Origin of the sequence: Nonomuraea marmarensis (assembly GCF_043197025.1) — a bacterium.
GTDB lineage: Bacteria > Actinomycetota > Actinomycetes > Streptosporangiales > Streptosporangiaceae > Nonomuraea > Nonomuraea marmarensis.
In genome coordinates, this window is record NZ_JBICRM010000007.1 from 116,377 (window position 1) to 143,164 (window position 26,788).

The window sequence follows — 26,788 nt, forward strand, 5'->3', positions numbered from 1 at the left end:
TGCTAAGAGGAAACCGGTAATCACACCCATGTCCATCTCGACATCAAGCCATGCCCGTGGGTCCTTTGAGCGGACGCGGCAGTTCGCGGCCGACGCCTCGCACGAGATGCGTACCCCGCTGGCCGGACTGCGCGCCGAGTTGGAGGAGGCCCATCTGCATCCCGACCAGACCGATCTCCCCGAACTGCTGAAGCGCGCCCTGCGGGACGTCGACAGACTCGATGCGATCATCTCTGACCTGCTCCTGCTGGCCAGGGTGGGGGCGGGCGCGCCCGAGGAGCGGGAGCCGGTGGATCTGGCCGAGCTGGTCCGGGCCGAGGTCTCCCGGCGGTCGGACGGTGTCGAGATCCACCTGCGGGTCGAGGGCGGGGTGACAGTCAGCGCCGTCCGCACCCAGGTCGACCGGTTGCTGGCCAACCTGCTCGACAACGGGCAGCGGCATGCCCAGCATTCGGTGCACGTCCAGGTACGCCGCGATGGCGATCAGGTCGAACTGGCCGTCGCGGACGATGGAACAGGCATCGCCGAGGCCGACCGTGAGCGGATCTTCGACCGGTTCGTCCGGCTGGACGGCGCGCGGTGCCGCGACCGTGGCGGCACCGGCCTGGGCCTGGCGATCGCCCGCGACATCGCCCTGGCGCATCAGGGGACCCTCCAGGTTGAGGATTCGCCCATCGGCGGCGCCCGGTTCGTGCTCCGGCTGTCAGCAGCTGGATTTGACCTGTAACACGATGAGGCATGAGCCGGCTCCCCGCCACCGAGATCACGGGACATCGCGACTTCGTCGCGGTCGCCGAGGGCGGGCCGGTAGCCGTTGTCCCGAGGTCGTCGCGAACCGCCGGTCGGTCCTGTCATAGCTGCTCAACGGGCAGTTGGCGGATAAGGTCGTGGGTCCGGGGACACCCGCGGGGGCAGGGGCGATGACGGGGGTGGATGCCGTGCCGGCGAACGATTCCGGTGGGCCTGAGGATCTCGAACAGGCCGCGGTGATCTTCGAGGGTGTGCGGCCTCGACTGTTCGGGATCGCGTACCGGATGCTGGGGAGCTCCACGGAAGCCGAGGATCTGGTGCAGGACGTCTGGCTGCGCTGGCAGGCCTGTGACCGCGGTGCCGTGGCCGACCCGGCCGCGTTCCTGGCGACGGTGACCACGCGGCTGGCCATCAACGCCGCCCAGTCCGCGCGGGTCCGCCGCGAGACCTACATCGGCCCGTGGCTGCCCGAACCCGTCGACACCAGTGCGGATCCGCACCTCGGCGCCGAGCGGGGGGAGGCTCTGGGGTTCGCGGTCCTGCTGCTCCTGGAGCGGCTCTCGCCCACCGAACGCGCGGCATACGTGTTGCGGGAGGCGTTCGACTACCCGTACCGGCTGATCGCCGACATCATCCAGCTCAGCGAGGTGGCGGTGCGTCAGCTGGTCAGCAGGGCGCGCAAACGTGTGGTCGGCGAGCGTCGCGCGCCGGTGACCGGAGCCGAGCAACGCAGGCTGCTGAAGGCGTTCGTGGCCGCCGCCCGCTCCGGCGACCTAACCGCGCTGGAGGAGCTCTTCGCGGCGGACGTGACCAGTTACTCCGACGGCGGTGGCGTCGTGCGGGCCTCGCGCATCCCCGTCGTGGGGGCGCCGCGGGTGGCGAAGTACCTCAGGGCGTTCGCGAATCGGTTCTGGGCCGGGGTCACGGTGGAGTGGGGGAACGTGAACGGGCAGGCGGCCGCTCTGCTGTGCCACGACGGCGAAGTGTTCACGGTGCTCACGGTCAACGCCTCGGACGAGGGCATCGACCAGGTGTTGTGGATGATGAACCCGGCCAAGATCACCGCAGTGTCCGGGCTCAGGTGAGTTCCAGACCGCCGTCAACGGTGAGGACCTGGCCCGTGATCCACGTGGCGGCCGGGTCGGCCAGGCGCACGATCCAGGCGGCCACCTCCTCAGGGGTCCCCCGGCGGCCGAGCGGGATGCGCGCGGTCTCGTCCTGTTTGATCTGCTCGACCACGGCGCCGGGCAGCCCGGCGGCGGCCAGGGCCTCGCTTTCCGTGGGACCGGGGGCCAGCGCGTTGACCCGGATGCCGTCGGCGGCCAGCTCCAGCGCCCAGCTGCGAGTCAGCTGCTCCAGGGCGGCCTTGGAGGCGGCGTAGTGGGCCGCGCCGGGCAGTGGACGGTGGCCGTATGTGCTGGAGACGTTGACGATCGCGCCGCTACTGGCGCTCAGGTGCGGCAGGGCGGCGCGGGCGAGCAGGCTGGGCGCGGTGACGTTGAGGGCCAGCAGGTCGCCGATGCGCTGGGTATCGGCCTCGGCCAGCGGCATCACCGCGGTGGCGCCGGCGTTGTTGACCAGGACGTCCAGGCGCCCCCACCGTTCGATCGCCGCGTCGACGATCGTCCGGGCCGCGCCTTCGGCGGTGATGTCGGCGGCCAGGTCGGCGATGCCGGGATGCTGGGCGGCGGTGTCCCGCAGGGCGTCGGCGCGGCGGCCCACGCCGAGCACGTGCGCTCCGGCGGCGGCGAAGGCGAGCGCACTGGCACGGCCGATCCCGGTCCCGGCTCCGGTCACGATCGCGGTCCTGCCCCGCAGGCTGGTGGGCTGGTCGGGCACGGCTTCCTCTTTCCTTCGATGTTCGTGAAACATCGAACAAGCTACCATGAGGGGATGAGACAGGCGCATCACCCCGAACCGAGCGAGATCACCCTGACCGGGGTGATGGCCGCCCTCAGCGATCCAATCCGCGTCGGGCTGGTACGCGTGCTGGCCGACGGGCGCGAACGCGGCTGGGGAGAGTTGCGGGCGCCGGTGGCCAAGTCGACCCTCAGCCACCACCTGCGGGTGCTGCGCGACGCCGGGCTCACTCGCACGCGCCAGGAGGGCACCCGCTGCTTCGTGCTGTTGCGCCGCGAGGACTTACAGACGCGTTTTCCCGGTCTCCTCGAGGTGGTGCTGGTCGCGGCGGAGGCCGACGACGTGGGCCGGCAGGTCGGTGTGAAGGACGGCGCCTTGTCCCGTTAGCCGGTCGTCAGCCGAGGAATGCGGCGACGGTCGCCACGAACTGCTCGGCGTCGTCCAGCCAGGGGAAGTGGCCCGCTCCGGACTGAACGACGAGCGTGGCGTTCGGGAACAACTCGGTGTACTCGGCCATGACGGGGGGCGGGGCGCCCACATCCCCCTCTCCGGCGAGCAGCAGGACCGGCGCGCCGAACGTGGCGAGTGCCGCGCGCGTGACGTCCGGGGTGAAGGCGCCTTCGGCGCCGAAGGCGGCGGCGGCTTCCCAGTTCCGCTGCTTGTCCTCGGCCGCGTGGTGAGCCTGAGCCACCGCGTCCCATCGGCCGTAGCTGAACGGCGCGATGGCCGCCCAGTCGCCGTCCGTGCCCTTGCCTGCCGTCACCGTCTCCAGCGCCGCGTACGCTCCCGGGAACCAGGGCTCGTCCGTACGGAGCCGCGCGACCTCGCGACGCGTCTGCCCGGTGATCTCGATGCCGACGGCCATGGCGCTCGGGGTGATCAAGGCTAGCTTGCCGATGCGCTCGGGGTGCCGGGCCGCGTAGAGCACCGCGAGGTTCGCGCCGCCGGAGTGCGCGAGCAGGTCTGTCCGATCGAGACCGAGGTGATGGCGCAGGGCCTCGACGTCGTCGACGAGGCGGTCGCAGCGGTAGGAGGTGGCGTCCTCCGGGATCGCGGACTCGCCGGTGCCCCGGAGATCCAGCATGATCAGCTGCCGGTGAGCGGACAGGCCGCCGAGTTCGCCGAGGTAGGCCGAGTCCTGCATGCCACCGGGTAGGCAGATCACCGGGGATCCGTCGCCGTACATGTGGTACGCGAGATTGGTTCCGTCATGTGCGGAGAATGTGGGCATGGTGGGATGTTGTCAGTGGCGCCGCGGCGGGAACAACCTGTTTTCAGCCCGTAGGGTGCAGCCATGGACTGGCAGGCGTGGCACGACGAATACGATCGCCCGGATTCAAGGCTGGCACGGCGGTTGCGGGTGGTTCAGGATCGGATAAGGCTGGCTTTGGAGTCCTGTTCACCTGGTCCGGTGAAGGTGATCAGCCTGTGCTCGGGACAGGGCCATGATCTTCTTGACGTGCTGGTCGATCACTCGCGTCGGGACGACGTGCGGGCGCGTCTTGTGGAGTTGGATCCGCGCAACACCGCGGTCGCCCGGAGCGCGGCCGCTGCCCGGCTGGATCGGGTCGAGGTGGTGACGGGTGACGCCGCGCTCGCCGATCATTACCGGGGCATGGTGCCGGCCGATATCGTGCTGACCTGCGGGATCTTCGGCAATATCACCGATGAGGACATCGAGCGCACTATCGGCTTCTGCCCGCGGTTGTGCGCGACCGGTGGCACCGTCATCTGGACTCGGCATCGCGGCGCGCCGGACCGGGTTCCGCTCATTTGCGACTGGTTCGAAGAATGCGGATTCGAGCGGGAGTGGGTGTCGGATCCGCAGGCGGGATTCGGCGTCGGCGTGCATCGATTCACGGGCCGGCCGCAGCCTTTGGCGATGGGCGAACGCATGTTCCGCTTCATTGGTGACGCTACGGCCACTCCGTGTTCATGATGCGCTCCATCCGGGCGGTGGCCGCCGCCGGGTCGAAGCCTGGCAGGCCCTCGCGGATCAGCTCCTCCGTACGGCGCGTCACGTCCTGACCCGCCTGCGCGACCGCCGCGAGCACCTCCTCCGACAGCGTCTGACTGTCCAGGCGCATGGCGCGGGGCGCGATGGCGACGTCGAGCACCCTGCCGTTCGCCGCCACGGTGGCCGTCACCGTGCCGGACGGGCTCTCGCCGGTGCCCTTGAGCTCGTCCAGGTCGGCCCTGGCGCGGTTGATCCAGGTCTCGATCCGGTCCGCCTCGTCCTCGGCCCGGCTGATGTCCTCGTCGCGGATGTCGGCCGGGTCCATGCGGGAGTCGTACACGTTCACCTCTCAGTCGATCAAGTTGCGGGCCACCTGCTCGACCCGGTCGCGGACGAAGGTCTCGTCGAGCGGCGCGGGCAGGTGCGCGGTGTCGGCGAGGGCCTCGTCCACGATCCGCTGGGCCCGCGTCTCGGCGTCCTGCTGGGCCGCCTGCAGCACCGCCGTCACCTGCCGGCTGAGGACCGCGTGGTCGAGCCGCATGGCGCGCGGGTCCAGCCGCAGCCGTACGATGCCGCCCTGCCCGTCTGCGACGGCCCGCACCAGGCCGTCAGAGGTCTCCGCGGACCCCGTCACCTTGCGCATCTCGGCCTGTGCCTGGCGCAGGCGGGTCATCATCTCCCCGCCCTGTCGCAAGATCCGCTCCAGTTGTTCGACATCGGCCTCGGGTGAAGGCGCCGGCATGATCGACTCCCGCAGTTAGGCAGTGACAAGTCGCCAGTTTGACACAAAGTCGTATTGATCTTGTCCATAGGGAGATGGATCACGAAATTTATGATCATCGTGTATTCATCGGGTGTTCCGCGTTAGGGTCTCCTGCATGAGTTCGGGGTTTGAGATCGACCACGAGTCTGTGGAGCGGTACGGCTCCCAGATGCGAGCACACGGTGAGGACTACGCGGCGGCGCTGCAACGGCTCAGGGAACGCGGCCTCGGCGGCGCCTCATGGGGAGACGACGGACTGCTGTCGATGCTCGTCGGCCCGTACGCCGAGGCCAGCATGATGGGGCTGCAGGCCATGACCGGGCAGTCCATGGTCATGGGCGACAGCGGGGATGGGCTGACCGGCACCTCCGCCACCATCCAGGCCGCCGACGATGCCGGTGGGCAGCAGGTGAGCGGCGTCCAGGACAGGTGGGTCTGACATGGGCGTGACGCTCCCGGAAGAAGCCCACGCGATGCTCATCGCGCTCGGCGTGCCGTGGCCGAACGTCGACGAGGACGAGATCCACAAGGACGCCGACGCCTGGCGTACCGTCCTCGCCATGGCCGAGCCGTCGGCGGCGCGGGCCGACGCGACGATGCGCGGGGCGCAGGAGTCCTACCGTGGCGAAGGCAGCACCGAGCTGGCCGGCTACTGGAACGAGACCGGCGGCAACGGCGGCCACCAGAGCCAGGCGATCGCGGCGGCCAGATCGGCCCCGGTCGTGCTCGACAACACCGCCTGGCTCACGACCGGGGTCAAGGTCGCGGTCGGCACCGCCGCCGTCATCACGACCGTACGCGTGGCCAGGGCGTTCCTGGCCGGTGGGCCGTTCGGCGGCGCCATGGCGACGGCGGAGATGCTCCGCTCCCGCGCCCTGATCGGCAAGATCCAGCGTGAGGGCGCCGAGGGCGCCGGCAAGGTGATCGCCCCGGCGCTCGCCCGCGGCGTGACCCAGCCCTTCCGCCGGGTCCTGGAGAACATGCGCCGCCCGGCGCTCGCCGGAGCCGGCGGACCCAGGATCACCTGGCCGCGCACGGTGGGCCCGAGGGCGACGACCGGTCCCCGCCACGCTCGCGACTACATGGCCTCGATGGGCCGCAGCAACAACAACGCGAGAAGGGGCGGCAACGGCCGCCGCGGCGGCGGCCGGCGGAACAGCGGCGGGCGGGCCGACAGCACGGACGGCACCACGGCGCATGCCGCCGACCGCCAGGCCCAGCGGGGCATCAGCGACGACATGATCGAGCAGACGAAGCAGAGCGGGAAGAAGAGGGCCGGCAACCAGCCGGGCACCACCGTCTACGAGACCGAGAGTGTCCGCGTCGTGGAGAACAAGAGAGGCGGCATCATTTCTGCTATCTGGAAGAGGAAATGACCATCGCCGAAGGACCTGACTTGCGGATCGAACACGACGCCGAGAACGACGTCGCCTACATCTACCTGGTGGACGAGATCGGCCAGGACGAGGCGGAGTCGCAGTTCCTGGTGGAGCGGGAAGGGATGCCAGGGGAGATCGTGCTGGACTTCGACGCGGACGGCCGGTTGCTGGGCGTCGAGGTCCTGGGGGCGTCGGCCATCCTGCGGCCCGAGGTCCTGGCGCTGGCGGACGAGGATGAGCCTCCGCCCTCCGCGTACGGCCCGACCTCCCAGTGAACTGGGACTGTTGACGCGAAGGGGAGGAAAGGATACGTTCCGGTAGATTTCACGGTTGTCCAAGGGAAATCCGGTGAGAAGCCGGTGCGGACGCGCCACTGTATCCGGGACGTAGATCCCGGGAGCCAGGTCGCTTGGCGACCGTGACCTCGCCGGCGGGACGCGTCATCCCTGAGGAGGCTTGTATGAGTGGCCTGACCACTCCTTCCACCATTCCCTTCCCACGCCTGCGGCTCTGGCTGCTGGCCGTACCCCTGTTGCTGCTCGTCGCCTACCTGGTGCTGATGGACAACGGCGCCGTCTCCCAGGCGGGCACCTTCCTGCACGAGTTGATGCACGACGGGCGGCATCTGCTCGGCGTGCCGTGCCATTAGGCGCGCCGGATGGTACGCACCCTGCTGGTCAGGGGCCTGCTCGTGGGCCTGCTGGCCGGATTGGTCGCGGGCGGCTTCGCCTTCGCCTTCGGCGAGCCGCGCGTGGACGGCGCGATCGCCCTGGAGGAGGCCGCGCAGCAGGCGCCTCCGGCCGAGAAGGCCGGGCAGCAGGCGGCTCCCGCTGCGGAGGCCGGACATGACCACGGCGAGGAGGCCGTGGTCAGCAGGCCGGTGCAGAAGGCCGGCCTCTTCCTCGCCACCGGGCTCTACGGGCTCGCCGTGGGAGGGGTCTTCGCCCTCGTGTTCGCCGGCTTGCGCGGGCGCGTCGGTCCCCGGTCGGACGGGGGGTTGGCGCTCGCCGCCGCCGGGACGGCGTTCGTAGCGGTCATTCTCGTGCCGTTCGTGAAATATCCGGCCAACCCGCCGGCGGTGGGAGACCCGGAGACCATCAACGGCCGCACGCTGCTCTACGTGGTGATGCTCCTCGTCGGCCTGGCCGCCACCGCGATCGCGGTGGCGACCGCGCGCCGGGTCTCCGCGGGCCCGTGGGCACGGTGGAGCGCGGCGGCCGGCGCCTTCCTGGTGCCGGTGGTGGCGGCGTGGCTGCTGCTGCCGGCGGTCGACGAGGTGCCCGAGGGGTTCCCCGCCACGTTGTTGTGGGAGTTCAGGCTGGCGTCGTTGGGGACGCAGCTCGTCTTCTGGGCGGCTTTCGGCGTGCTGTTCGGCTGGGTCAGCGACCGGGCGGCGCGCCGCTCCGGGGCCGTTCCCGTGGCTGCGGCATCGGGCTGAGCGGGGTGCTGTTCGTCCGGCACGCCAGCACGCCGGGGATGCGGGCGGCCCGGTTCCCCGCGGACGAGCCGGCCGACGCTTCGAGCCTGGCCAAGGTCGCGGCCGTGGCCGGGTCGAAAGCGTGGGTCGCGCCCAGCCGGGCGGCCCTGCAGACCGCCGTCGCCATGGGGCTGGAGCCGGTCACGACACCGGCCCTCGCGGAGGCGGACTGCGGCCGGTGGCGCGGACTGGCGTACGAGCAGGTGGCCCGGGAGGAGCCGGACGCGCTGGCGAGCTGGCTCTCGGACCCGCACGCGGCGCCGCACGGCGGCGAGAGCCTGGCCGCGCTGGCGGCGCGGGTCGCCGGATGGCTGGAGGAGGTCCGCTCGCAAGCCGGACGGCTCGACGAGACGCGCTCGCAACCTCCCGGGGTCGTCGTGTGCGATGCCGGAGCGATCCGGGCCGCGCTCGGCCACGTGCTGGGGCTGGGCCCGGTGGCAGCCGCCCGTTTCGACCTCGCGCCCTTGTCCACCACCGAGCTGACCGTCACCCGGGGCGGCTGGCGGGTCGCCCATGTCAACCGGAAGGTTCTGTTTTGATCGTCACCTACCCGTTCAGCGCCGTCGTCGGTCTCGATGACCTGAAGCTGGCGCTGGTGCTCAACGCCGTCTCACCGCGCGTGGGCGGGGTTCTGGTACGCGGTGAGAAGGGCACCGCCAAGTCCACCATCGTCCGGGCGCTGGCCGCCCAGTTGCCCTCCGTGGACGTCGTACCCGGGTGCCGGTTCGCCTGCGACCCGGTCGCGCCCGATCCCGAGTGCCCGGACGGCCCGCACGAGCCCGGCTCCGCAGCGGTGACCCGCCCGGCCGCGCTGGTCGAGCTGCCGGTCGGCGCGTCGGAGGACCGCCTGGTCGGTGCCCTCGACGTCGAGCGGGCGCTGACGGAAGGGGTGAAGGCGTTCGAGCCCGGCCTGCTGGCGGCCGCGCATCGCGGCGTCCTGTACGTGGACGAAGTGAACCTCCTGCACGACCACCTCGTGGACCTGCTGCTCGACGCGGCGGCGCTGGGCACGTGCTATGTGGAGCGCGAGTCGGTGTCGGTACGGCATCCCGCCCGGTTCCTGCTGGTGGGAACCATGAATCCGGAGGAGGGCGAGCTGCGGCCGCAACTGCTGGACCGGTTCGGGCTGACGGTCGAGGTGAAGGCGTCCCGTGATCCGGCGGAACGAGCCGAGGTGGTACGGCGGCGGCTCGCCTTCGACGCCGACGCCGAGTCGTTCGCGGCCCGGTGGACGGCCGAGGAGTCGGCGCTGGTGGTCAGGATCGCACGGGCGAGGGCCCGGATGCCCGCCGTCCGGCTGCCGGACGCTCGGCTGCGGCAGATCGCGACGGTGTGCGCCGCGTTCGAGGTGGACGGCCTGCGCGCCGACCTGGTCACGGCGAACGCCGCCATCGCCCATGCCGCCTGGCACGGCCGCGACGCGGTGACCACGGAGGACGTACGGGCGGCGGCTCGCCTGTCGCTGCCGCACCGGCGGCGGCGCGATCCATTCGACGCGCCGGGACTGGACGAGTCGCTGCTGGAGGAGTTGCTGGAACGCACGTCGGACGACGACGATCCCGACGACCCGCCAGGTGGCGGCCGGCGCGACGGGGAGCCGGGCCCGGCGGACGACGCCACGGAACCTCCGGCACCATCGGCGAACGACAGCGCGGGACCTCCGGCACCATCGGCGGATGACGGGCCGGGACCCCAAGCGGCACCGGCCTCCGAGGACGGCGCCGCCGCAGGACGGCACGAGCCGTCGGACGGTCCCGACGGTCAACCGCGACAGGCGCAGGGCTCCGGGGAGCCGGGTTCGGGGCAGGTGGCCGTGGCAGGGGTGCCGTACCGGGTGCCTTTGCTGGAGGTGCCGGGGCTGGGTGAGGGGGTGGCGGGGCGGCGGTCGCGGTCGCGGACGCCGCGCGGCCGGGCGACCGGGGCGCGACGTCCCGGCGGGCGGGTCCGCGATCTTCATGTGGTGGCGACGGTGCTGGCCGCGGCGCCGCATCAGGTGGCGCGCGGGCGTGGCGGTCCTGGGCTGGTGTTGCGCGCGGACGATCTGCGTGAGGTGGTGCGCGAGGGCAGGGAGGGCAACCTCGTGCTGTTCGTGGTGGACGCGAGCGGTTCGATGGCGGCGCGCAGGCGGATGACGGCGGTGAAGACGGCGGTGCTGAGTCTGCTGCTCGACGCCTACCAGCGGCGTGACAAGGTGGGCCTGGTCACCTTCCGGGGTGCGAGCGCCGAGGTGGCGCTGCCGCCGACCTCGTCGGTGGAGGCGGGCGCGGCCCGGTTGCGTACGCTGCCGACCGGTGGGCGCACGCCCCTGGCGGCGGGGCTGACGCGGGCGGCGGAGGTGCTGCGCGTGGAGCGGCTGCGTGACCCGGCGCGGCGGCCGCTGCTGGTGCTGGTGACCGACGGGCGGGCCACCGCGGGCGGTGACGTGGACCGGGCCGCCGACCTGCTGCGGGGCACGGCGAGCGTGGTCGTGGACTGCGAGAGCGGGCCCGTGCGGCTGGGCCTGGCGGTCAGGCTCGCGTCGCGGTTGGGTGCCCGGCTGGTCACTCTCGATTCCCTGACCGATCTCGGTTCGGTCGTACGCGACTACAGGAAGGCAGTCTGACCATGCCGCAGGGAAAGCCCGCCGTCGTGCCCGATGACGGCCTCACCACCCGGCAGCGCCGCACCAGGCCGCTGCTGATCGTCCACACCGGCCCCGGCAAGGGCAAGTCCACGGCCGCGTTCGGGATGGCGTTGCGGGCCTGGAACCAGGGCTGGCCGGTCGGGGTGTTCCAGTTCGTGAAGTCGGCCAAGTGGCGCATCGGTGAGGAGCGCGCGCTCAAGGTGCTCGGTGAGACGGGCGAGGGCGGCTCGGTGACCTGGCACAAGATGGGTGAAGGCTGGTCGTGGATCCAGCGTCCGGGGACCGAGGAGGATCACGCGGCCGACGCACGTGAGGGCTGGGAGCAGATCAAGCGGGATCTGCTGGCCGAGACGTACCGGTTCTATGTGCTGGACGAGTTCACGTACCCGCTGAAGTGGGGCTGGCTGGAGCTGGACGACGTGCTGGACGCGCTCACTGCGCGCCCGGGCAACCAGCACGTGGTGATCACCGGTAGGGACGCGCCTGAGCGGCTGATCGAGGTCGCCGATCTGGTGACGGAGATGGGCAAAGTGCGCCATCCCATGGACGCCGGCCAGAAGGGACAGAAGGGCATCGAGTGGTAGTCCCCCGGCTGGTCGTCGCGGCGCCGTCATCGGGCAGCGGCAAGACGACGGTGGCGACCGGGCTGATGGCGGCACTGCGGGCACGCGGGCTGAAGGTCTCGCCGCACAAGGTGGGGCCCGACTACATCGATCCCGGTTATCACGCGCTGGCCACCGGGCGCCCCGGTCGCAACCTGGACCCGTGGCTGACCGGCGAGGAACGCGTGGCGCCGCTCTTCCTGCACGGCGCCGCCGGATGCGATCTCGCCGTGATCGAGGGCGTGATGGGGCTGTTCGACGGCAAGGGAGAGACGGACTTCGCCTCGACCGCCCACGTGGCCCGGCTGCTGGACGCGCCGGTGGTGCTGGTCGTGGACGCGGCGCGGCAGAGCAGGTCGGTGGCGGCGGTGGTGCACGGGTTCGCCACGTTCGACCCGCGGGTGCGGGTGGGCGGCGTGGTGCTGAACCGGGTGGGGTCCGACCGGCACGAGGAGTTGTGCCGGGCGGCGCTGGCCGCGGCGGGCGTGCCGGTGCTGGGCGCGATCCGCCGCGACGACGCCGTGGCCACCCCTTCCCGGCATCTGGGATTGGTGCCCGCCGCCGAGCGGGAGGCGGAGGCGGTGGCCGCGGTGGACCGGCTGGCCGCGCTGGTGGCTCGCTCGTGCGACCTCGACGGGCTGGTACGGCTGGCGCGCTCGGCCCCCGCACTGCCCGCCACCGCCTGGACCCCGGACGCCGCACTCGCCGTCGCCCCCGAGCCCGCGAGAGCCGGGAGCGGGGGTGCGGTGCCAGTGGTGGCGGTCGCGGGCGGGGCGGCGTTCACCTTCGGTTATGCCGAGCATGTGGAGCTGCTGCGCGCGGCCGGGGCGGACATCGCGGTGTTCGACCCGCTGCGTGACGAGGGACTGCCGGACGGCACCGCCGCGCTGGTCATCGGCGGCGGCTTCCCCGAGATGTACGCTGCCGAGCTGGCCGCCAACGAGCGGCTACGCGAGCAGGTCGCCGCGTTCGGCGGGCCGATCGCGGCCGAGTGCGCCGGCCTGCTCTACCTGTGCGAGGAGCTGGACGGGCGGCCGATGTGCGGGCGGGTGCCGGGCCGGGCGCGCATGACGCCGAGACTCACACTCGGCTACCGCGACGCGGTCGCCCTGGCCCGCTCGCCACTGACCCGTCCGGGCGAACGCCACCGGGGGCACGAGTTCCACCGCACCGCCGTCGAATACGCGGGCGAACCGCTGTTCCGCTGGCAGGGCGGCGCCGACGGGTACGGCGACGCCCGGCTCACCGCCTCCTACCTGCACCTGCACTGGGCCGGGCAGCCTCGGCTGGCTCAGCGGCTGGTGTCGTCCTCCAGATCGCCCTCGGTCTTGAGGTAGACCTCCCGCAGGCCGCGCAGGACGTCCGGGTCGGGCTGCTGCCACATGCCGCGCTCGGCCGCCTCCAGCAGGCGTTCGGCGATGCCGTGCAGCGCCCACGGGTTCGACTCGGCCATGAACGCCTGGTTCTCGGGGTCCAGCACGTACGTCTCGGTGAGCTTGTCGTACATCCAGTCGGCGACCACGCCGGTGGTGGCGTCGTAGCCGAACAGGTAGTCGACGGTGGCGGCCAGCTCGAAGGCGCCCTTGTAGCCGTGGCGGCGCATCGCCGCCAGCCAGCGCGGGTTGATCACCCTGGCGCGGAAGATCCGCGAGGTCTCCTCCGACAACGTCCGGGTACGCACCGCGTCCGGACGGGTGCTGTCGCCGACGTAGGCGGCCGGGGCCTTGCCGGTCAACGCCCGGACGGTGGCGATCATGCCGCCGTGGTACTGGAAGTAGTCGTCGGAGTCGGCGATGTCGTGCTCGCGGGTGTCGACGTTCTTGGCGGCCACGGCGATCCTGCGGTAGGCGTCCTCCATCTGCGGGCGCGCGGCGACGCCGTCGAGGTCGCGGCCGTAGGCGAAGCCGCCCCACACCGCGTACACCTCGGCCAGGTCGGCGTCGTCACGCCAGTTCCGGCTGTCGATCAGCGGCAGCAGCCCGGCCCCGTAGGCGCCCGGCGCGGAACCGAAGATCCGCATCGTCGCCTGGCGCTCGCCGCCGCCCGTCGCGGCGACGTGGGCGCGCACATAGTTGTCCTCGTACGGCTCGGCCAGCCCGGCGGCCAGCCGTACGGCGTCATCGAGCATGGCCACCACGTGCGGGAAGGCGTCGCGGAAGAAGCCGCTGATGCGTACCGTGACGTCGATCCTGGGCCGGCCCAGCTCGGTGAGCGGGATCGGCTCCAGGTTCGTGACCCGGCGGGAGGCCTCGTCCCACTCGGGGCGGATCCCGAGCAGGGCCAGCACCTCGGCCACGTCGTCGCCCGCCGTGCGCATGGCGCTGGTGCCCCAGACGGACAGGCCCACCGAACGCGGCCACTCGCCCGTGTCGGCGCGGTAGCGCTCCAGCAGCGAATCGGCCATCGCCTGGCCGGTCTCCCAGGCCAGCCTGCTGGGGACCGCGCGGGGGTCGACGGAGTAGAAGTTACGGCCGGTCGGCAGCACGTTGACCAGGCCGCGCAGCGGTGAGCCGCTGGGCCCGGCGGGGACGTAGCCGCCGTCCAGGGCGTGCAGGACGTGGTCGAGCTCGTCGGTGGTACGGGCCAGCCGCGGGACCATCTCGGCGGCGGCGAAGGCGAGGACCCGCGTCACGAGCTCCACCCTGGCGTCTGACGCCTCGATCGGCTCAGTGCCGTTCACGAGCAGGGCACGGGCGACCTGTGGCGCGGCGTCCACCGGCCAGCCTCGTTCCTCCATGGCCTCCACCAGGGCGCGGGCGGTCGCCTCGGCGCGATCCACGCTGGCCAGGCCCGCCGTGCCGTCTTCGGCCAGGCCGAGAGCCTCGCGCAGGCCGGGCAGGGTCTCACGGCCCGACCACAACTGCCGGGCCCGCAACATCGCCAGCACCAGGTCCACCCTGACCTGGCCGACCGGCGCCTGGCCGAGCACGTGCAGGCCGTCGCGGATCTGCGCGTCCTTGACCTCGCACAACCAGCCGTCCACGTGCAGGATGAAGTCGTCGAACTCGGTGTCATGCGGCCGGTCCGCCAGCCCGAGGTCGTGATCGAGCCGGGCGGCCTGGATCAGCGTCCAGATCTGCGCCCTGATCGCGGGCAGCTTGGCCGGGTCCATGGCGGCGATCGTGGCGTGCTCGTCCAGGAGCTGCTCCAGCCGGGCGATGTCCCCGTACGTCTCCGCCCGCGCCATCGGCGGCACCATGTGGTCCACCAGCACGGCGTGCGCCCGCCGCTTGGCCTGCGTGCCCTCGCCAGGGTCGTTCACCAGGAAGGGGTAGACCAGCGGCAGGTCGCCGATGGCGGCGTCGGTGCCGCACGCGGCGGACATGCCCGCCGACTTGCCCGGCAGCCACTCCAGGTTGCCGTGCTTGCCCACGTGCACCATCGCGTGCGCGCCGAACTCGGCCGACAACCAGCGGTAGGCGGCCAGGTAGTGGTGGCTGGGCGGCAGGTCGGGGTCGTGGTAGATGGCGATCGGGTTCTCGCCGAAGCCGCGTGGCGGCTGCACCATCACCACCAGGTTCCCGGCCCGTAACGCGGCCAGCACGATGTCGCCCTCGTGCACGAACAGCTCGCCCGGCGGCGGTCCCCAGTGCCGCTCCATGCCGGCGCGCAGGTCCCCGGGCAGCGTGCGGTACCACTGCTCGTAGGACGCGGCGGAGATGCGTACCGGATTGCCCGCGAGATGTTCCTCGGTCAGCCAGTCCTGGTCTTGGCCGCCGGCCGCGATCAGTGCGTGGATGAGCGCGTCGCCGTCCTGCTCGGCCACGCCGGGAAAGCCGTCGCCCAGGTCGTAGCCGGCCTCGGCGAGCCGGGCCAGCAGCCGTACGGTGCTGGCGGGGGTGTCCAGGCCGACCGCGTTGCCCACCCGCGAGTGCTTGGTCGGGTACGCCGACAACATCACGACCAGGCGGCGTTCCTGAGGCGGAGTGTGCCGCAGCAGGCCGTGGCGTACCGCGATGCCCGCCACCCGGGCGGCTCGCTCGGCGTCGGCGACGTAGACGGTCAGCCCGTCCGGGTCGATCTCCTTGAACGAGAACGGCACCGTGATGATCCGGCCGTCGAACTCGGGGATCGCCACCTGGGAGGCGGCGTCCAGCGGTGAGAGGCCGTCGTCGTTCTCCTCCCACGCCTGTTTGGAGGTGGTCAGGCAGAGGCCCTGCAGGATCGGCACGTCCAGCGCGGCCAGCGCGCCCACGTCCCACGCCTCGTCGTCACCGCCCGCGCCCGCGGTGGCGGGACGGGAGCCGCCCGCCGCCAGCACCGTGACCACCAGCGCGTCCGTTTCGCGTAGCGTGTCGAGCAGCTCGGGCTCGGCCGTCCGCAGCGAGGAGCAGAAGACGGGCAGCGCCTGCCCGCCCGCGTCCTCGATCGCGGCGCAGAGCGTCTCGACGAAGGCGGTATTGCCCGCCATGTGGTGCGCCCGGTAGTACAGCACCCCGATCACCGGCCCGTCCTGCCGCCGCGCGACGCGCTGCGACCGTCCCCACGAGGGCGCGGGCGCAGGCGGGGCGAACCCGTGCCCGGTCAGCAGGACGGTGTCGGACAGGAACGCGTGCAGCTCGTCCAGGTTGGCCGGTCCCCCGTGCGCCAGATACGCGTGCGCCTCCGCGCAGACGCCGCCGCTCACCGTGGACAACTCCATCAGCTCGGCGTCCGGCGCCTGCTCCCCACCCAGCACCACCACGGGCCGGGGCCCGGCCAGCAGCGCGTCGAGCCCCTCCTCCCAGGCGCGCCGGCCGCCGAGCAGGCGTACCACCACCAGGTCGGTGCCCTCCAGCAGGGCGGGCAGGTCCTCGACGCCCAGCCTGGCGGGGTTGCCCAGCCGGTAGGCGGCGCCGCCGGCGCGAGCGCTCAGCAGGTCGGTGTCGGAGGTCGAAAGCAGCAGGACGGTACGGCTGTCGCCAGGCACGACGCAATCCTCCCTCGGGGTCCTCGCCCCGGTCGCGGGTGTCACGACGGCAGGAGTCTCCTGGCTCCCGGATCACCACTCACCCCGGCCTTCCCACCCGTCGCCGGGCAGTGGCCTGCGGTGGGGTTCGCTCCCCGGTCACAGTGGCGGGACCGCGCCGGTTTCGCACCGGCTTCCTCCCTTTGCCATCGCCTACCCAGGAGCCTACGGCAGGAGCGACCTCCGTAAGAACTGGCGTTACCATCCTCTTCGTGTCCATACCTGATGTTTCCGGAGCCGACTTTTCCGGACGTGAGCGCCCCGACGCCTGTCCGGGAGCGCTACAGGTACACGAAGCCGCCGACGGCCCGCTGGCCCGGGTCCGCCTGCCCGGCGGCGCGATCTCGCCCGCCCAGCTGCGCGAGCTGGCCGCCTGCGCCGCGGAGCTGGGCTCGGGGGAGATCGAGCTGACCTCCAGGGCCAACGTCCAGGTGCGCGGGTTACGATCGCCGGCCGCCTTCGCCGAGCGGATCGCCGCCGCGGGCCTGCTGCCGTCGGCCGCCCACGAACGGGTGCGCAACATCGTCGCCTCACCGCTCGGCGGCCGCGGCCCGGCGGGGCTGCTCGACCCGCAGCCGCTGGTACGGGCGCTGGACCGGGAGTTGTGCACGCGCCCACGGCTGGCCGAGCTGCCGGGCCGCTTCCTGTTCGCGCTGGACGACGGCACGGGGGAGGTGGCCGGGCTCGGCGCGGACGTCACGTTCGCGGCCGGTCGCGGGCTGCTGCTGGCGGGCGCCGATGCCGGGGTGCCCGCCGGTCCGGAGACCGTGGTCAGCCTCATGATCGCCGCTGCCGAAGCGTTTCTCGACGAGCGAGAGGACGCCGATGGCGGCGCCGCGTGGCGGATCAGGGAGCTGGCCGACGGACCGGCCCGGATCGCCGCCCGCCTGCGCAGCGTCGCGACCGCACCGGCCCTCCCGGCCCCGACGACGCAACGAGCCGGGGTCGTCGCCCAACCGGATGGGCATGCGCGGGGAGCGCGGGGTGGGCGGGCGAGGCAGGCGGCGGGGTTCAGCGCGCAGCGGGACGGCCGCATGGCGCTGGAGGTCGTGGTGGCGCTCGGCCGGCTGTCCGCCGCCCAGGCGCAGGCGCTCGCCGACAGCGCCGGGATCCTCCGACTGACGCCGTGGCGGACCGTCGTGCTGCTGGACCTCTCCCCCGCGGATGCGGACCGCGCGGCGCGGGCGCTCGACGCGGCCGGGCTGGTGAGCGATCCGGCCTCGCCGTGGGTGGGCGTGACCGCCTGCACCGGCCGTCCGGGCTGCGCCAAGGCGCTGGCCGACGTCCAGGCCGACGCGCGGCGCTGGGTGGCGACCCTGGACGGCCCGCCGAAGACGCCCGTGCACTGGGCGGGTTGCGAACGGCGCTGCGGATTGCCGCGCGGCCAGGTCGTACAGCTGATCGCCACCGAAGAGGGATACCAGGAAAGGCAGCAGTGACCGACTACATCCGCGACGGCGCCGAGATCTACCGGCGCTCGTTCGCGACCATCCGCGCCGAGACCGACCTCACCGGGATACCTCCCGAGGTTGCCCAGGTTGTGGTGCGGATGATCCACGCCTGCGGCATGACCGACCTCGTGGCCGACCTGGACTGGTCCCCTTCAGTGGTGGCCGGGGCCCGGGAGGCGCTGCGCCGGGGCGCGCCCGTGCTGTGCGACGCCATGATGGTCGCCTCCGGCGTGACCAGGCGCAGGCTGCCCGCCGGCAACGAGGTGGTGTGCACGCTGGGCGAGCCCGGCGTGCCCGAGCTGGCCGGACGGCTCGGCACCACCCGCAGCGCCGCCGCGCTCGAACTGTGGCGCGACCGGCTGGACGGCTCCGTGGTGGCCATCGGCAACGCGCCGACCGCCTTGTTCCGGCTGCTCGAACTGGTCGCGGAAGGCGCGGGCAGGCCCGCGGCGGTGCTCGGCATCCCCGTGGGGTTCATCGGCGCGGCCGAGTCCAAGCGGGCGCTGGCGGACAGCGATCTGGAGTACCTGGTGGTGCACGGCCGTCGCGGCGGCAGTGCGATGACGGCGGCGGCGGTCAACGCCATCGCGAGCGAGACGGAGTGATGGCGATGACAGGACGGCTGTACGGGGTGGGACTCGGTCCCGGTGACCCGGAGCTGGTCACGGTCAAGACGGCCCGGCTGATCGGCGAGGCCGACGTGATCGCCTACCACGCCGCCAGGCACGGCCGCAGCATCGCTCGTTCCATCGCGTTGCCGTACATGCGCGAAGGGCAGGTCGAGGAGCTGCTGCTCTACCCGTTGACCACGGAGACCACCGACCATCCGGGCGGCTACCAGGGCGCGCTCGACGACTTCTACGCCGACTGCGCCGAGCGGCTGGCCGCCCACCTGGACGCGGGCCGGACCGTGGTCGTGCTGAGCGAGGGCGACCCGCTGTTCTACGGCTCCTACATGCACATGCACAAGCGGCTCGCCCACCGCTACCCGACCGAGGTGGTGCCCGGCGTCACCTCCGTCAGCGCCGCCTCCGCCGTGCTGGGCCGCCCGCTGGTGGAGCGGGACGAGGTGCTCACCGTGCTGCCCGGCACCCTGCCCGCCGAGGTGCTGGCCGAGCGGCTGCGCGGCACCGACTCGGCGGCGGTGCTCAAGCTGGGCAGGACGTTCGAGAAGGTCCGCGACGCCCTCGCCGAGGCCGGGCGGCTCGACGACGCCTGGTACGTCGAGCGCGCCACCATGGGCGCCGAACGGGTCGCGCCGCTCAAGGACGTGGACGCCGACGGCGTGCCGTACTTCTCGCTGGCCCTGCTCACCAGCCCGGCCGAGCGCACCTTCGTGCCCGCTCCCCCGCCCGCCGAGTCCGCCGGAGAGGTGGCCGTGGTGGGCCTGGGCCCCGCCGGACGGCCGTGGCTCACGCCCGAGGCGCAGGAGGCGCTGGCCGCGGCCACCGACCTGGTCGGGTACGGCCCGTACGTGGACCGGGTGGCGCCGAACCCGCGCCAGCGCCGCCACCGTACCGACAACCGGGTCGAGGCGGAACGGGCCAGGCACGCGCTGGAGCTGGCCCGCGAAGGGGCGCGGGTGGCCGTGGTGTCCTCCGGCGATCCGGGCGTGTTCGCCATGGCCAGCGCCGTGCTCGAAGCGGCGGCCGACTTCCCCGACGTGCCGGTGCGGATCGTCCCCGGGCTGACCGCCGCCCAGGCGGTGGCCGGCCGGGTCGGCGCGCCGCTCGGCCACGACTACTGCGTGTTGTCGCTGTCCGACCTGCTCAAGCCGTGGGAGGTGGTGGCCGGCCGGCTGGCCGCCGCGGCCCGGGCGGACCTGGTGCTGGCGCTGTACAACCCGGCCTCGCGCAGCCGTACCTGGCAGCTCGCCGCCGCCCGTGACGTGCTGCTGGAGCACCGCGACGCGGCCACTCCGGTGGTGATCGGGCGTGACGTCGGCGGCGCGGAGGAGAGCGTCACCGTCACCACGCTCGGCGAGCTGGACCCGGCTCAAGTGGACATGCGCTGCCTGCTGATCGTCGGCTCCTCGACGACCCGCGTCACCGATCGCGGAACCGTCTACACCCCGCGCCGCTACCCCTGAACCCAGGCCGCCGCCGCGTCCACGGTGGTCACGAGGCGGACGCCGGACGGCAGCGGCGGCCGGTCCACCATGATCACCGGCAGGCCCAGCTCGCGGGCCGCGACGAGCTTGGCGGTGGTCATCCGGCCGCCGCTGTCCTTGGTGACCAGCACGTCCAGGCGGTGCTCGCGGATGAGGGCGCGCTCGCCCGCCACCGTGTACGGCCCGCGATCGAGCAGCACGTGCACGTTGGCCGGGATGGGCGGTTCGGGTGGATCGACCGACCTGGCCAGCAGCCACACCCCGGCCAGCCCGGTGAAGACCGGCAGGCTCCTGCGTCCGGTCGTCAGGAACACCCGCACCGGCCCGGCCGTGGCGCTCCAGGTCCCCTCGGTCAGCCGGGTGGCGGCGGCCTCCAGGGAGCCGACCCGCTGCCAGGCGTCACCCGGCCCCTCCCGCCAGCCGGGCCGCCGCAGCACCAGCAGCGGCACACCGGTGCGTCTCGCGGCCTCGGCCGCCGAGGCGGTCATCCGCGCCGCGAACGGATGCGTGGCGTCCACCACGGCGTCGATCCGCTCGGCGGCCAGCCAGGCGGCCAGCCCGTCCGGCCCGCCGAACCCGCCCTCGCGCACCTCGCCGACCGGCAGCCGCGGGTTGGTCACCCGCCCGGCCAGCGACGACACCACGTGCACGCCTTGACCGTTCAGCTCGGCGGCCAGCGCCCGCGCCTCGGCCGTGCCGCCCAGGATCAGGACCCGTCGCACGCCCGGGTCCGTTCCGCACTGTAGAGGTGGCTGTCGGGGAACTCCGACGCCGACAACACCCGCCCGACGACGATCACCGCGGTACGGCGGATCCCGGCCGCCCGGACCTGCCCGGCGATGTCCGCCAGCGTTCCGCGCAGGATCACCTCGTCGGCCCTGCTGGCCCGCGCCACCACCGCGACCGGGCAGTCGGGACCGTACGAGGGCAGCAGCTCGGCCACCACCGCGTCGATCCGCTGCACGGCCAGATGCAGCACCATCGTGGCCCGGCCGGCGCCCAGGGTGGTCAGGTCCTCCCCTTCGGGCATCGGCGTGGCCCGCGCCGACGTGCGGGTCAGGATGATCGTCTGACCGACCCCGGGCACGGTCAGCTCCCTGCCCAGCGAGGCCGCCGCCGCCGCGAACGCGGGCACGCCGGGCACCACCTCGTACGGCACGCCGAGCGCGTCCAGCCTGCGCATCTGCTCGGCCACCGCGCTGAACACCGAGGGGTCGCCCGAGTGCAGCCGCGCCACGTCCAGGCCCTTCGCGTGGGCGGCGAGCAGCTCGGCGACGATCTCGTCGAGCGTCAGGTTCGCGGTGTCCACCAGCCTGGCCCCCACCGGGCAGGAGTCGAGCAGCTCACGCGGCACCAGCGAGCCCGCGTACAGGCACACCGGCGACGACTCCAGCCGCCGCAGCCCGCGCAGCGTGATCAGGTCGGCGGCGCCGGGGCCGGCCCCGACGAAGTACACGGTCACGGCACATCCTTCCTGGTGACCGACCACACGGTCACCGGCATCGCGGCCCGCCATCCGGTGAACGACCCGACCGGCGATGCCCGCTGCACGGCCAGGCGGACCAGGTCGCCGCCGAGCCGGGCGTACCACTCGGCGATGACGGCCTCGGACTCCAGGGTGACGGCGTTCACCACGAGCCGGCCGCCCGGCCGCAGCACCGCCCAGCAGTGCTCCAGCAGCCCGGGCGCGGTGGCGCCGCCGCCGACGAACACCGCGTCCGGCGCGGGCAGGCCGTCCAGCGCCGCCGGCGCCTTCCCCGCGACGACGCGCAGCGAAGGCACTCCGAGCGCGTCGGCGTTGCGCCGGATCGCGGCGGCCCGATCGGCCCTGCACTCGATCGCCACGGCCGCGCACGACGGGTGGCCACGCATCCACTCGATGGCGATGCTGCCCGCTCCCGCCCCCACATCCCACAGGAGTTCTCCGGGCAACGGCGCGAGTCGCGACAGGCTGACCGCCCGGACCTCCCGCTTGGTGAGCTGCCCGTCGTGCTCGAACGCCGCGTCGGGCAGCCCGGGAACCCGCGCGAGCGGCTCGGCCTCGGGTCCGGCGACGCACTCGACGGCGATCACGTTCAACGCGGACGGCGCGGCGCCCGCCCACGTCCCGGCCGTTCCCGTCAGGACGGACTCCGACCCCGCGCCCAGGTCTGACAGGACCGTCATCGGGCTCGGGCCGTATCCGAGCCCGGACAGTAGCCCGGCCACGAGAGCCGGGGCGTCCCGGCCGGCGCCGAGCACGATGACCCGCCGGCCGGGCAGGATCGCGGCGTTCAGCGCGGCTGGCGGGCGGCCGACGAGGCTGACCACGTCCACCTGCTCGACCGGCCAGCCGAGCCTGGCACACGCCAGCGACAACGACGACAGATGCGGCAACACCTTGATCCTGGCAGCGCCGACGAGCCCCACCAGCGTGGAGCCGATGCCGTAGAACATCGGATCGCCGCTGGCCAGCACGCACACCTCGCGGCCGGCGTACCGCTCCATGAGCCCCGGCAACGCGGGGAGCAGCGGCGACGGCCAGGACACCCGCTCGGCGGCGGACGCGGGCACGAGGGCGAGCTGCCTGGGCGCGCCCATGAGCACGTCCGCGGCCTCCAGCGCCCGCCGCGAGTCGGCGGCCAGCCCGTCCCAGCCGTCCGCGCCGATGCCGACGACGGTGATCACACGTTGCCCAGCACGCGCGTCACCTGGATTTCCAGGACCACCCTGGACGGGTTCGGGCGGGGCGGCTTGTAGCGGGCGGCGTAGCGGCGCTCGGCCTCGGCGACCTGCTCGGGTTCGGTACGCAGCACCGCCCGGCCCTCCAGCGTGGACCAGCGGCGGCCGTCCACCTGGCAGAGCGCCACCAGCGCGCCGGACGCGCCGACGAGCCGCGCCTTGTACGACGACCCGGAGGTGATCACCCGGGCGGTGGCGGTCGCCAGGTCCAGGGTCGCTCCCACCGGCACCACGTGCGGCGGCCCGTCGGGACGCACGGTGGCGAGCGTGCACAGGTGCCGCTCCTGCCAGAACGCGGCGAACGCGTCGCCCTGCTCGACCAGGTTCACTGTCCTCCTTGGGTGATTTGCGAGCGACATCGTATATCGACCGCTCTGTCCTGGTGCCTACACTCTTTCGAGTGAAGCGGCTACTCATCATCGGCATCGGCGCCGGGGATCCCGACCATCTCACCCTGCAGGCGGCCAAAGCCATCGCCGCCACCGACGTGTTCTTCGTCGTCGACAAGGGCGAGGTCAAGCACGAGCTGGTCCAGCTCCGGCAGGACCTGATCCAGGAGCACGGCCGCCCGCCGTACCGCATCGCCGAGGCCCGCGACCCCGAACGGGACCGGAGCGCCCCCGGCTACACCGCGGCCGTCGAGGACTGGCGCGCGCGGCGCGCGCTGGCCTGCGAGGCGCTCATCGCCGAGGAGCTGGCCGAGGGGCAGACCGGGGCGTTCCTGGTGTGGGGCGACCCCGGCGTGTACGACAGCACGCTGGCCATCGTCGAGGAGATCCTGGAGCGCGGGAACGTCACGTTCGACTACGAGGTGATCCCGGGGATCAGCAGCGTGGCCGCTCTGACCGCCCGGCACCGTACCAGTCTCACCCAGGTCGGCCGGCCCGTGCACCTCACCACCGGCCGCCGCCTGGCCGAGCAGGGCGCCACCGCGGACGACCTGCTCGTCATGCTCGACGCCCACTGCTCCTTCGCCGGCCTCGACGACTTCCACATCTACTGGGGCGCCTACCTCGGCACCCCCGACGAGATCCTCGTGTCCGGGCCTGTGGCCGACGTCGGCGACCGCATCCGCCGGCTGCGCGCCGAGGCCCGTACCCGCAAGGGCTGGATCATGGACACCTACCTGCTGCGCCGCACTGACCCCGCCGATCGCTGAGGCACACGGCCCTGGATCCCGCTCCACACCACATGGCACTGACGCCGGCATCGCGATTCCGAGAGATCTCCACCCCGCCATGACTTGAAGGAGCGCTCTTGACCTTTAGGCCGTATCAGAGGGGCGCAGGGAAAGGAACGGTCACGAACGTCTAGTGGTTTGGCGAAATAATCCCTTATCGGCCCTTTAGGTACATGATGCGGCCTTTACACAACCTAAAGTGGTGATTTGGCGCATCGGGGGATGCGCGGGGGCCCCGGACGGAGCCGACGGGGGGAGGGGACGAGAGTGTCACCACTGCCACGGCCACACTCCATCCGAGCGCGATACACGGCGGTCGCGGCCGTGTTCTCGCTCATCATCCTGGGGTTGCTCGGCGCGACGCTGGACCTGACGATCCGTTACCGGGTTCAGGCGGAATCCTTCGACCTGGCCGAACGGGTGGCGAGCCAGTGGAGCGCGGCGGCCCGCAACGGCTTCGTCCCGCACCGGATTCCCGCCTACGAGCCCGTCGAACTCGTCCAGATCGTCGACTCGCACCTGCGGGTCGTGGACTCCAGCAGGATGGCCTCCGCCACCGTCCCGCTCAGCCACTTCCGGCCTCCTGCTGACGACCGGTTCCAGAGGTACATCGAGTGCATGGGGCACGCCCCCTGCATCGTGCTGATGGCCATCCGCCTGACCCCGGCGCCGGACGCGGGCGTCGTGTACGCCGGCCTTCCCGAGCCCGCCGTCCTGTCCACGCACCGCCTCGAATACCTCATCGCCGGGGGAATCGGCCTGATCGTCGTCATCGCGGCCTGGACGACGTGGGTGCTGGTGGGACGCACGCTGCGCCCCGTCGAGGCGATCCGGGCCCGGATCTCGGAGATCACGGTGAGCGACCTGAGCCTGCGGGTGCCCATCCCGCCCGGCCGCGACGAGATCGCGCAACTCAGCACCACCGCCAACGAGACCCTCGCCCGCCTCGAGAGCGCGGTGGAGCAGCAGCGCTCGTTCGCCTCGACGACCTCCCACGAGCTGCGGAGCCCGATCGCCGGGCTGCGTACGCAACTGGAGGAGGCGCTGCGATATCCCGACGACGTCGATCCCCGGGAGACGATCGAAACCGCGCTGTCCGCCACCGACCGGCTGGAGGCGATCGTCAACGACCTGCTGCTGCTCGCCCGCCTCCGCGCCGCCGACCCCGCGCCTCCCGAGCCGATCGACCTGGGCGAGCTGGTCGTCGCCGAGGTGGCGACCGTGGCCCACCGCGTGCCGATGAGCGTCAGCGCGCCGCCCGGACTCGTGATCTGCGGCTCCCGGATGCAGCTCATCCGCGTGCTGGACAACCTGCTGACCAACGCGCAGCGGCACGCGGACGCCTCGATCGAGACCACCGTCGAGCGGGTCGAGGATCAGGCAGTCGTCACGGTGACGGACGACGGCCCCGGCATCGCCCCCGCCAACCGGGAGCGCATCTTCGAGCGCTTCGTCCGCCTGGACGACGGCCGCCGCCGCGACCCCCAAGGGAGCGGGCTCGGCCTGGCCATCTCCCGCGACATCGCCCGCAATCACCATGGCACCCTCCAGGTCGAGGACTCGCCGCGGGGGGCCAGGTTCGTGCTGCGAATGCCGCTGATGAGCCGCTGTCAGGACCCCTCCGGCGGTTGATCCCATCGCCGGTGGTGCCCTGTCAGAGAGCGTGGCACCGTGAGTTCGGCGTGTGACCGAGTGCTGAACGGAGAGGAGATGGTGGTGAGTCGTTACGTGGGGGTGCTGCCCAGCGCGCTCGCCGTGGTTCCCGGACCCGAAGGGACCGTCACCTTCGTGCACCAGACGAAGGGTCCCTACGCGGGGAGCTGGCTGCTGCCGGGCGGCGGGATCGAGCGTGGGGAGACGGCGGAGGAGACCGCGCGCCGCGAGGTGTGGGAGGAGACCGGTTGCCGGGTGGGCCGGCTCAGGCTCTTCGCGGTCTACGAGTTTCTCGGCAAGTGGGCGGAGGGCGACTACCACCTGGTGATGTTCGCCTTCCTGGCCGCGGAGCCGGTGGCCGTACCAGCGGGATTCGAGGGTCACAACGTCGCGGGGGTGCGGCAGGTGCGCGTCGGCGAGCTGCCGTTGCACTCCACCGATCTCCAGATCCTCACCGACGCCGGGGTGGCGTCGTTCGGCCGCGCGGAGATCGACCGGGCTCTGCTGGCCGACGGGATCACCATGCGGGCACACGTCGTCGGCTCGTCGGCCGGAATAACCGCCCCATGACGCTTCGGCTGGTCAGGCTCCCGGTGCGGCGACCTACGCGGCGAAACCCAGCCCCTGCAGCACGTACCCGCCGCGCGTCGAACCGGTCGATCAGCACGCCCTTCAGAGGCGGTCCGACTCGGCCAGGGCCAGCAGGTCGGCTGCGGACTGGCGGGCGCGCGCCCGGATGGCGGCCTCGTCCGGAGTGGGGCCGCCCAGCAGCGCCGTGTCATGGATCTGCGCCTGCAGGAGGGCCGCGAACACGTGCGCGGCCCGCGCGGGGTCGGTGACCTTGGCGCGCAGCTCGGCCGGCCAGCCGGACAGGTGCCGGGTGAACAGGGCGACGCGGTTGCCGATGATCTCCTGCTGGTAGCGGCGCCCCAGCTCGGGGAACCGCTGCGCGTCCCGGACCACCACCCGGAACAGCGCCATCTGCAGCTCGGACAGGATGTGGCGCAGGAGTTCGCGACCCGCCTCGGTCAGCCCTTCCAGCGGGGGCAGCTCCAGCCAGGCCGGGTCCGCCTGCTGTGGCGAGGTGCTGCAGGCGTCCTGGATGACGGCGACGAAGAGGTCGTCCTTGCTGTCGAAGTGCCGGTACAGCGTCGTGATCGACACGCCGGCGCTCGCGGCGATGCGGTTGACGGAGCTGCCCGCGTACCCCTCCTCCAGAAAGGCGTCCAGCGCCGCGGTGATGATCGCGGCGCGTTTGCGCGCCATCAGGCGCGCCTTGGGGTCGTTCTCGGCCCAGGTACGCACGCGTCCTCC

The 26,788-nt window shown here is 72.6% G+C and carries 29 protein-coding genes and 2 riboswitches; of the genes, 19 read left to right on the forward strand and 10 right to left on the reverse strand.

The window, feature by feature from the left end; genetic code table 11:
* The first annotated feature begins 28 nt into the window (after nt 1–28).
* Nucleotides 29–727 (forward strand): sensor histidine kinase, encoded by a 699-nt coding sequence (locus tag ACFLIM_RS13545; RefSeq protein ID WP_393165050.1) that lies wholly within the window; start codon nt 29–31, stop codon nt 725–727.
* Between the two features lie 211 nt (nt 728–938).
* Nucleotides 939–1,835, forward strand: coding sequence for an RNA polymerase sigma-70 factor (locus tag ACFLIM_RS13550; protein ID WP_393165051.1), 897 nt, complete (start codon nt 939–941; stop codon nt 1,833–1,835).
* On the opposite strand, the gene ACFLIM_RS13555 is transcribed toward ACFLIM_RS13550, so the two are convergent.
* Nucleotides 1,828–2,589: an SDR family NAD(P)-dependent oxidoreductase gene (locus ACFLIM_RS13555; RefSeq protein ID WP_393165053.1), complete on the reverse strand. Its 762-nt coding sequence runs from the start codon at nt 2,587–2,589 to the stop codon at nt 1,828–1,830. The genes ACFLIM_RS13550 and ACFLIM_RS13555 overlap by 8 nt on opposite strands.
* A gap of 54 nt (nt 2,590–2,643) precedes the next feature.
* Between ACFLIM_RS13555 and ACFLIM_RS13560 the strand changes: the two genes are divergently transcribed.
* Entirely contained in the window at nt 2,644–2,997 is a 354-nt protein-coding gene (locus tag ACFLIM_RS13560; protein ID WP_393165055.1) for an ArsR/SmtB family transcription factor, read from the forward strand.
* 7 nt (nt 2,998–3,004) lie between these two features.
* Here the strand turns inward: ACFLIM_RS13560 and ACFLIM_RS13565 are convergent, their stop codons facing one another.
* Nucleotides 3,005–3,841 carry an alpha/beta fold hydrolase gene (locus tag ACFLIM_RS13565; RefSeq protein WP_393165057.1) on the reverse strand — a complete coding sequence of 279 codons (837 nt, stop codon included), beginning with the start codon at nt 3,839–3,841 and terminating at the stop codon, nt 3,005–3,007.
* Nucleotides 3,842–3,904: 63 nt separating this feature from the next.
* Between ACFLIM_RS13565 and ACFLIM_RS13570 the strand changes: the two genes are divergently transcribed.
* The gene (locus ACFLIM_RS13570) at nt 3,905–4,549 is read left to right on the forward strand and encodes an SAM-dependent methyltransferase (protein WP_393165059.1); all 645 of its coding nucleotides are present in this window, start codon (nt 3,905–3,907) and stop codon (nt 4,547–4,549) included.
* On the opposite strand, the gene ACFLIM_RS13575 is transcribed toward ACFLIM_RS13570, so the two are convergent.
* Both ACFLIM_RS13575 and ACFLIM_RS13580 read right to left on the reverse strand, forming a co-directional pair.
* On the reverse strand, nt 4,527–4,913 hold the full coding sequence (locus tag ACFLIM_RS13575; RefSeq protein ID WP_393165061.1) for a YbaB/EbfC family nucleoid-associated protein: 387 nt from the start codon (nt 4,911–4,913) through the stop codon (nt 4,527–4,529). The two genes, ACFLIM_RS13570 and ACFLIM_RS13575, sit on opposite strands and share 23 nt — an antisense overlap.
* A gap of 3 nt (nt 4,914–4,916) precedes the next feature.
* The gene (locus ACFLIM_RS13580) at nt 4,917–5,309 is read right to left on the reverse strand and encodes a YbaB/EbfC family nucleoid-associated protein (RefSeq protein ID WP_393165063.1); all 393 of its coding nucleotides are present in this window, start codon (nt 5,307–5,309) and stop codon (nt 4,917–4,919) included.
* A 136-nt stretch (nt 5,310–5,445) separates the two neighbouring features.
* Here ACFLIM_RS13580 and ACFLIM_RS13585 point away from each other — a divergent pair, with 136 nt between their 5' ends.
* From ACFLIM_RS13585 to ACFLIM_RS13625, 9 genes are all read left to right on the forward strand, one after another.
* A complete protein-coding gene (locus tag ACFLIM_RS13585) occupies nt 5,446–5,769 on the forward strand; it encodes a hypothetical protein (RefSeq protein WP_393165065.1) in 324 nt (107 codons plus the stop codon).
* Nucleotide 5,770: 1 nt separating this feature from the next.
* Nucleotides 5,771–6,706 (forward strand): hypothetical protein, encoded by a 936-nt coding sequence (locus tag ACFLIM_RS13590; RefSeq protein ID WP_393165067.1) that lies wholly within the window; start codon nt 5,771–5,773, stop codon nt 6,704–6,706.
* 20 nt (nt 6,707–6,726) lie between these two features.
* A complete protein-coding gene (locus ACFLIM_RS13595) occupies nt 6,727–6,984 on the forward strand; it encodes a DUF2283 domain-containing protein (protein WP_393165069.1) in 258 nt (85 codons plus the stop codon).
* Nucleotides 6,985–7,020: 36 nt separating this feature from the next.
* Nucleotides 7,021–7,168: riboswitch (adenosylcobalamin (AdoCbl) riboswitch) on the forward strand.
* 1 nt (nt 7,169) lies between these two features.
* Entirely contained in the window at nt 7,170–7,358 is a 189-nt protein-coding gene (locus ACFLIM_RS13600; RefSeq protein ID WP_393165071.1) for a CbtB domain-containing protein, read from the forward strand.
* A gap of 9 nt (nt 7,359–7,367) precedes the next feature.
* Nucleotides 7,368–8,147, forward strand: a complete 780-nt coding sequence (locus ACFLIM_RS13605; protein WP_393165073.1) for a CbtA family protein — start codon at nt 7,368–7,370, stop codon at nt 8,145–8,147.
* Nucleotides 8,148–8,152: 5 nt separating this feature from the next.
* Nucleotides 8,153–8,725 (forward strand): histidine phosphatase family protein, encoded by a 573-nt coding sequence (locus tag ACFLIM_RS13610; protein ID WP_393165075.1) that lies wholly within the window; start codon nt 8,153–8,155, stop codon nt 8,723–8,725.
* Complete coding sequence (locus ACFLIM_RS13615) at nt 8,722–10,788, forward strand: putative cobaltochelatase (protein WP_393165076.1); 2,067 nt, start codon at nt 8,722–8,724, stop codon at nt 10,786–10,788. Before ACFLIM_RS13610 ends, ACFLIM_RS13615 begins: the two co-directional genes overlap by 4 nt.
* Before the next feature lie 2 nt (nt 10,789–10,790).
* Nucleotides 10,791–11,393, forward strand: coding sequence for a cob(I)yrinic acid a,c-diamide adenosyltransferase (gene cobO / locus ACFLIM_RS13620; RefSeq protein WP_393165078.1), 603 nt, complete (start codon nt 10,791–10,793; stop codon nt 11,391–11,393).
* Between the two features lie 8 nt (nt 11,394–11,401).
* Nucleotides 11,402–12,748, forward strand: a complete 1,347-nt coding sequence (locus ACFLIM_RS13625; RefSeq protein ID WP_393165504.1) for a cobyrinate a,c-diamide synthase — start codon at nt 11,402–11,404, stop codon at nt 12,746–12,748.
* Here the strand turns inward: ACFLIM_RS13625 and cobN are convergent.
* A complete protein-coding gene (gene cobN / locus ACFLIM_RS13630; RefSeq protein ID WP_393165080.1) occupies nt 12,703–16,320 on the reverse strand; it encodes a cobaltochelatase subunit CobN in 3,618 nt (1,205 codons plus the stop codon). The genes ACFLIM_RS13625 and cobN overlap by 46 nt on opposite strands.
* Before the next feature lie 31 nt (nt 16,321–16,351).
* Nucleotides 16,352–16,559, reverse strand: a riboswitch (cobalamin riboswitch).
* Between the two features lie 12 nt (nt 16,560–16,571).
* Here cobN and cobG point away from each other — a divergent pair.
* From cobG to cobJ, 3 genes are read left to right on the forward strand one after another with little or no spacing between them, the layout of a single operon-like run.
* A complete protein-coding gene (cobG, locus tag ACFLIM_RS13635) occupies nt 16,572–17,798 on the forward strand; it encodes a precorrin-3B synthase (protein ID WP_393165082.1) in 1,227 nt (408 codons plus the stop codon).
* Nucleotides 17,795–18,415 carry a precorrin-8X methylmutase gene (locus ACFLIM_RS13640; protein WP_393165084.1) on the forward strand — a complete coding sequence of 207 codons (621 nt, stop codon included), beginning with the start codon at nt 17,795–17,797 and terminating at the stop codon, nt 18,413–18,415. The genes cobG and ACFLIM_RS13640 overlap by 4 nt, the downstream gene beginning before the upstream one ends.
* A 5-nt stretch (nt 18,416–18,420) precedes the next feature.
* Nucleotides 18,421–19,899 (forward strand): precorrin-3B C(17)-methyltransferase, encoded by a 1,479-nt coding sequence (gene cobJ, locus ACFLIM_RS13645; protein WP_393165086.1) that lies wholly within the window; start codon nt 18,421–18,423, stop codon nt 19,897–19,899.
* Here cobJ and ACFLIM_RS13650 read toward each other — a convergent pair.
* From ACFLIM_RS13650 to ACFLIM_RS13665, 4 genes are read right to left on the reverse strand one after another with little or no spacing between them, the layout of a single operon-like run.
* Entirely contained in the window at nt 19,890–20,642 is a 753-nt protein-coding gene (locus tag ACFLIM_RS13650; RefSeq protein WP_393165088.1) for a cobalt-precorrin-6A reductase, read from the reverse strand. The two genes, cobJ and ACFLIM_RS13650, sit on opposite strands and share 10 nt — an antisense overlap.
* Nucleotides 20,627–21,382, reverse strand: coding sequence for a precorrin-4 C(11)-methyltransferase (gene cobM, locus ACFLIM_RS13655; protein ID WP_393165090.1), 756 nt, complete (start codon nt 21,380–21,382; stop codon nt 20,627–20,629). The genes ACFLIM_RS13650 and cobM overlap by 16 nt, the downstream gene beginning before the upstream one ends.
* Nucleotides 21,379–22,587: a precorrin-6y C5,15-methyltransferase (decarboxylating) subunit CbiE gene (cbiE, locus tag ACFLIM_RS13660; RefSeq protein ID WP_393165091.1), complete on the reverse strand. Its 1,209-nt coding sequence runs from the start codon at nt 22,585–22,587 to the stop codon at nt 21,379–21,381. The genes cobM and cbiE overlap by 4 nt, the downstream gene beginning before the upstream one ends.
* On the reverse strand, nt 22,584–22,970 hold the full coding sequence (locus ACFLIM_RS13665) for a pyridoxamine 5'-phosphate oxidase family protein (RefSeq protein ID WP_393165093.1): 387 nt from the start codon (nt 22,968–22,970) through the stop codon (nt 22,584–22,586). Before ACFLIM_RS13665 ends, cbiE begins: the two co-directional genes overlap by 4 nt.
* Before the next feature lie 71 nt (nt 22,971–23,041).
* Here ACFLIM_RS13665 and cobF point away from each other — a divergent pair, with 71 nt between their 5' ends.
* From cobF to ACFLIM_RS13680, 3 genes are all read left to right on the forward strand, one after another.
* Complete coding sequence (cobF, locus tag ACFLIM_RS13670) at nt 23,042–23,800, forward strand: precorrin-6A synthase (deacetylating) (RefSeq protein WP_393165094.1); 759 nt, start codon at nt 23,042–23,044, stop codon at nt 23,798–23,800.
* A 345-nt stretch (nt 23,801–24,145) separates the two neighbouring features.
* A complete protein-coding gene (locus tag ACFLIM_RS13675; RefSeq protein ID WP_393165095.1) occupies nt 24,146–25,453 on the forward strand; it encodes a sensor histidine kinase in 1,308 nt (435 codons plus the stop codon).
* 84 nt (nt 25,454–25,537) lie between these two features.
* On the forward strand, nt 25,538–26,044 hold the full coding sequence (locus ACFLIM_RS13680) for an NUDIX hydrolase (RefSeq protein ID WP_393165096.1): 507 nt from the start codon (nt 25,538–25,540) through the stop codon (nt 26,042–26,044).
* A 102-nt stretch (nt 26,045–26,146) separates the two neighbouring features.
* Here ACFLIM_RS13680 and ACFLIM_RS13685 read toward each other — a convergent pair whose 3' ends face one another.
* The gene (locus ACFLIM_RS13685; RefSeq protein WP_393165098.1) at nt 26,147–26,779 is read right to left on the reverse strand and encodes a TetR/AcrR family transcriptional regulator; all 633 of its coding nucleotides are present in this window, start codon (nt 26,777–26,779) and stop codon (nt 26,147–26,149) included.
* Nucleotides 26,780–26,788 lie beyond the last annotated feature (9 nt).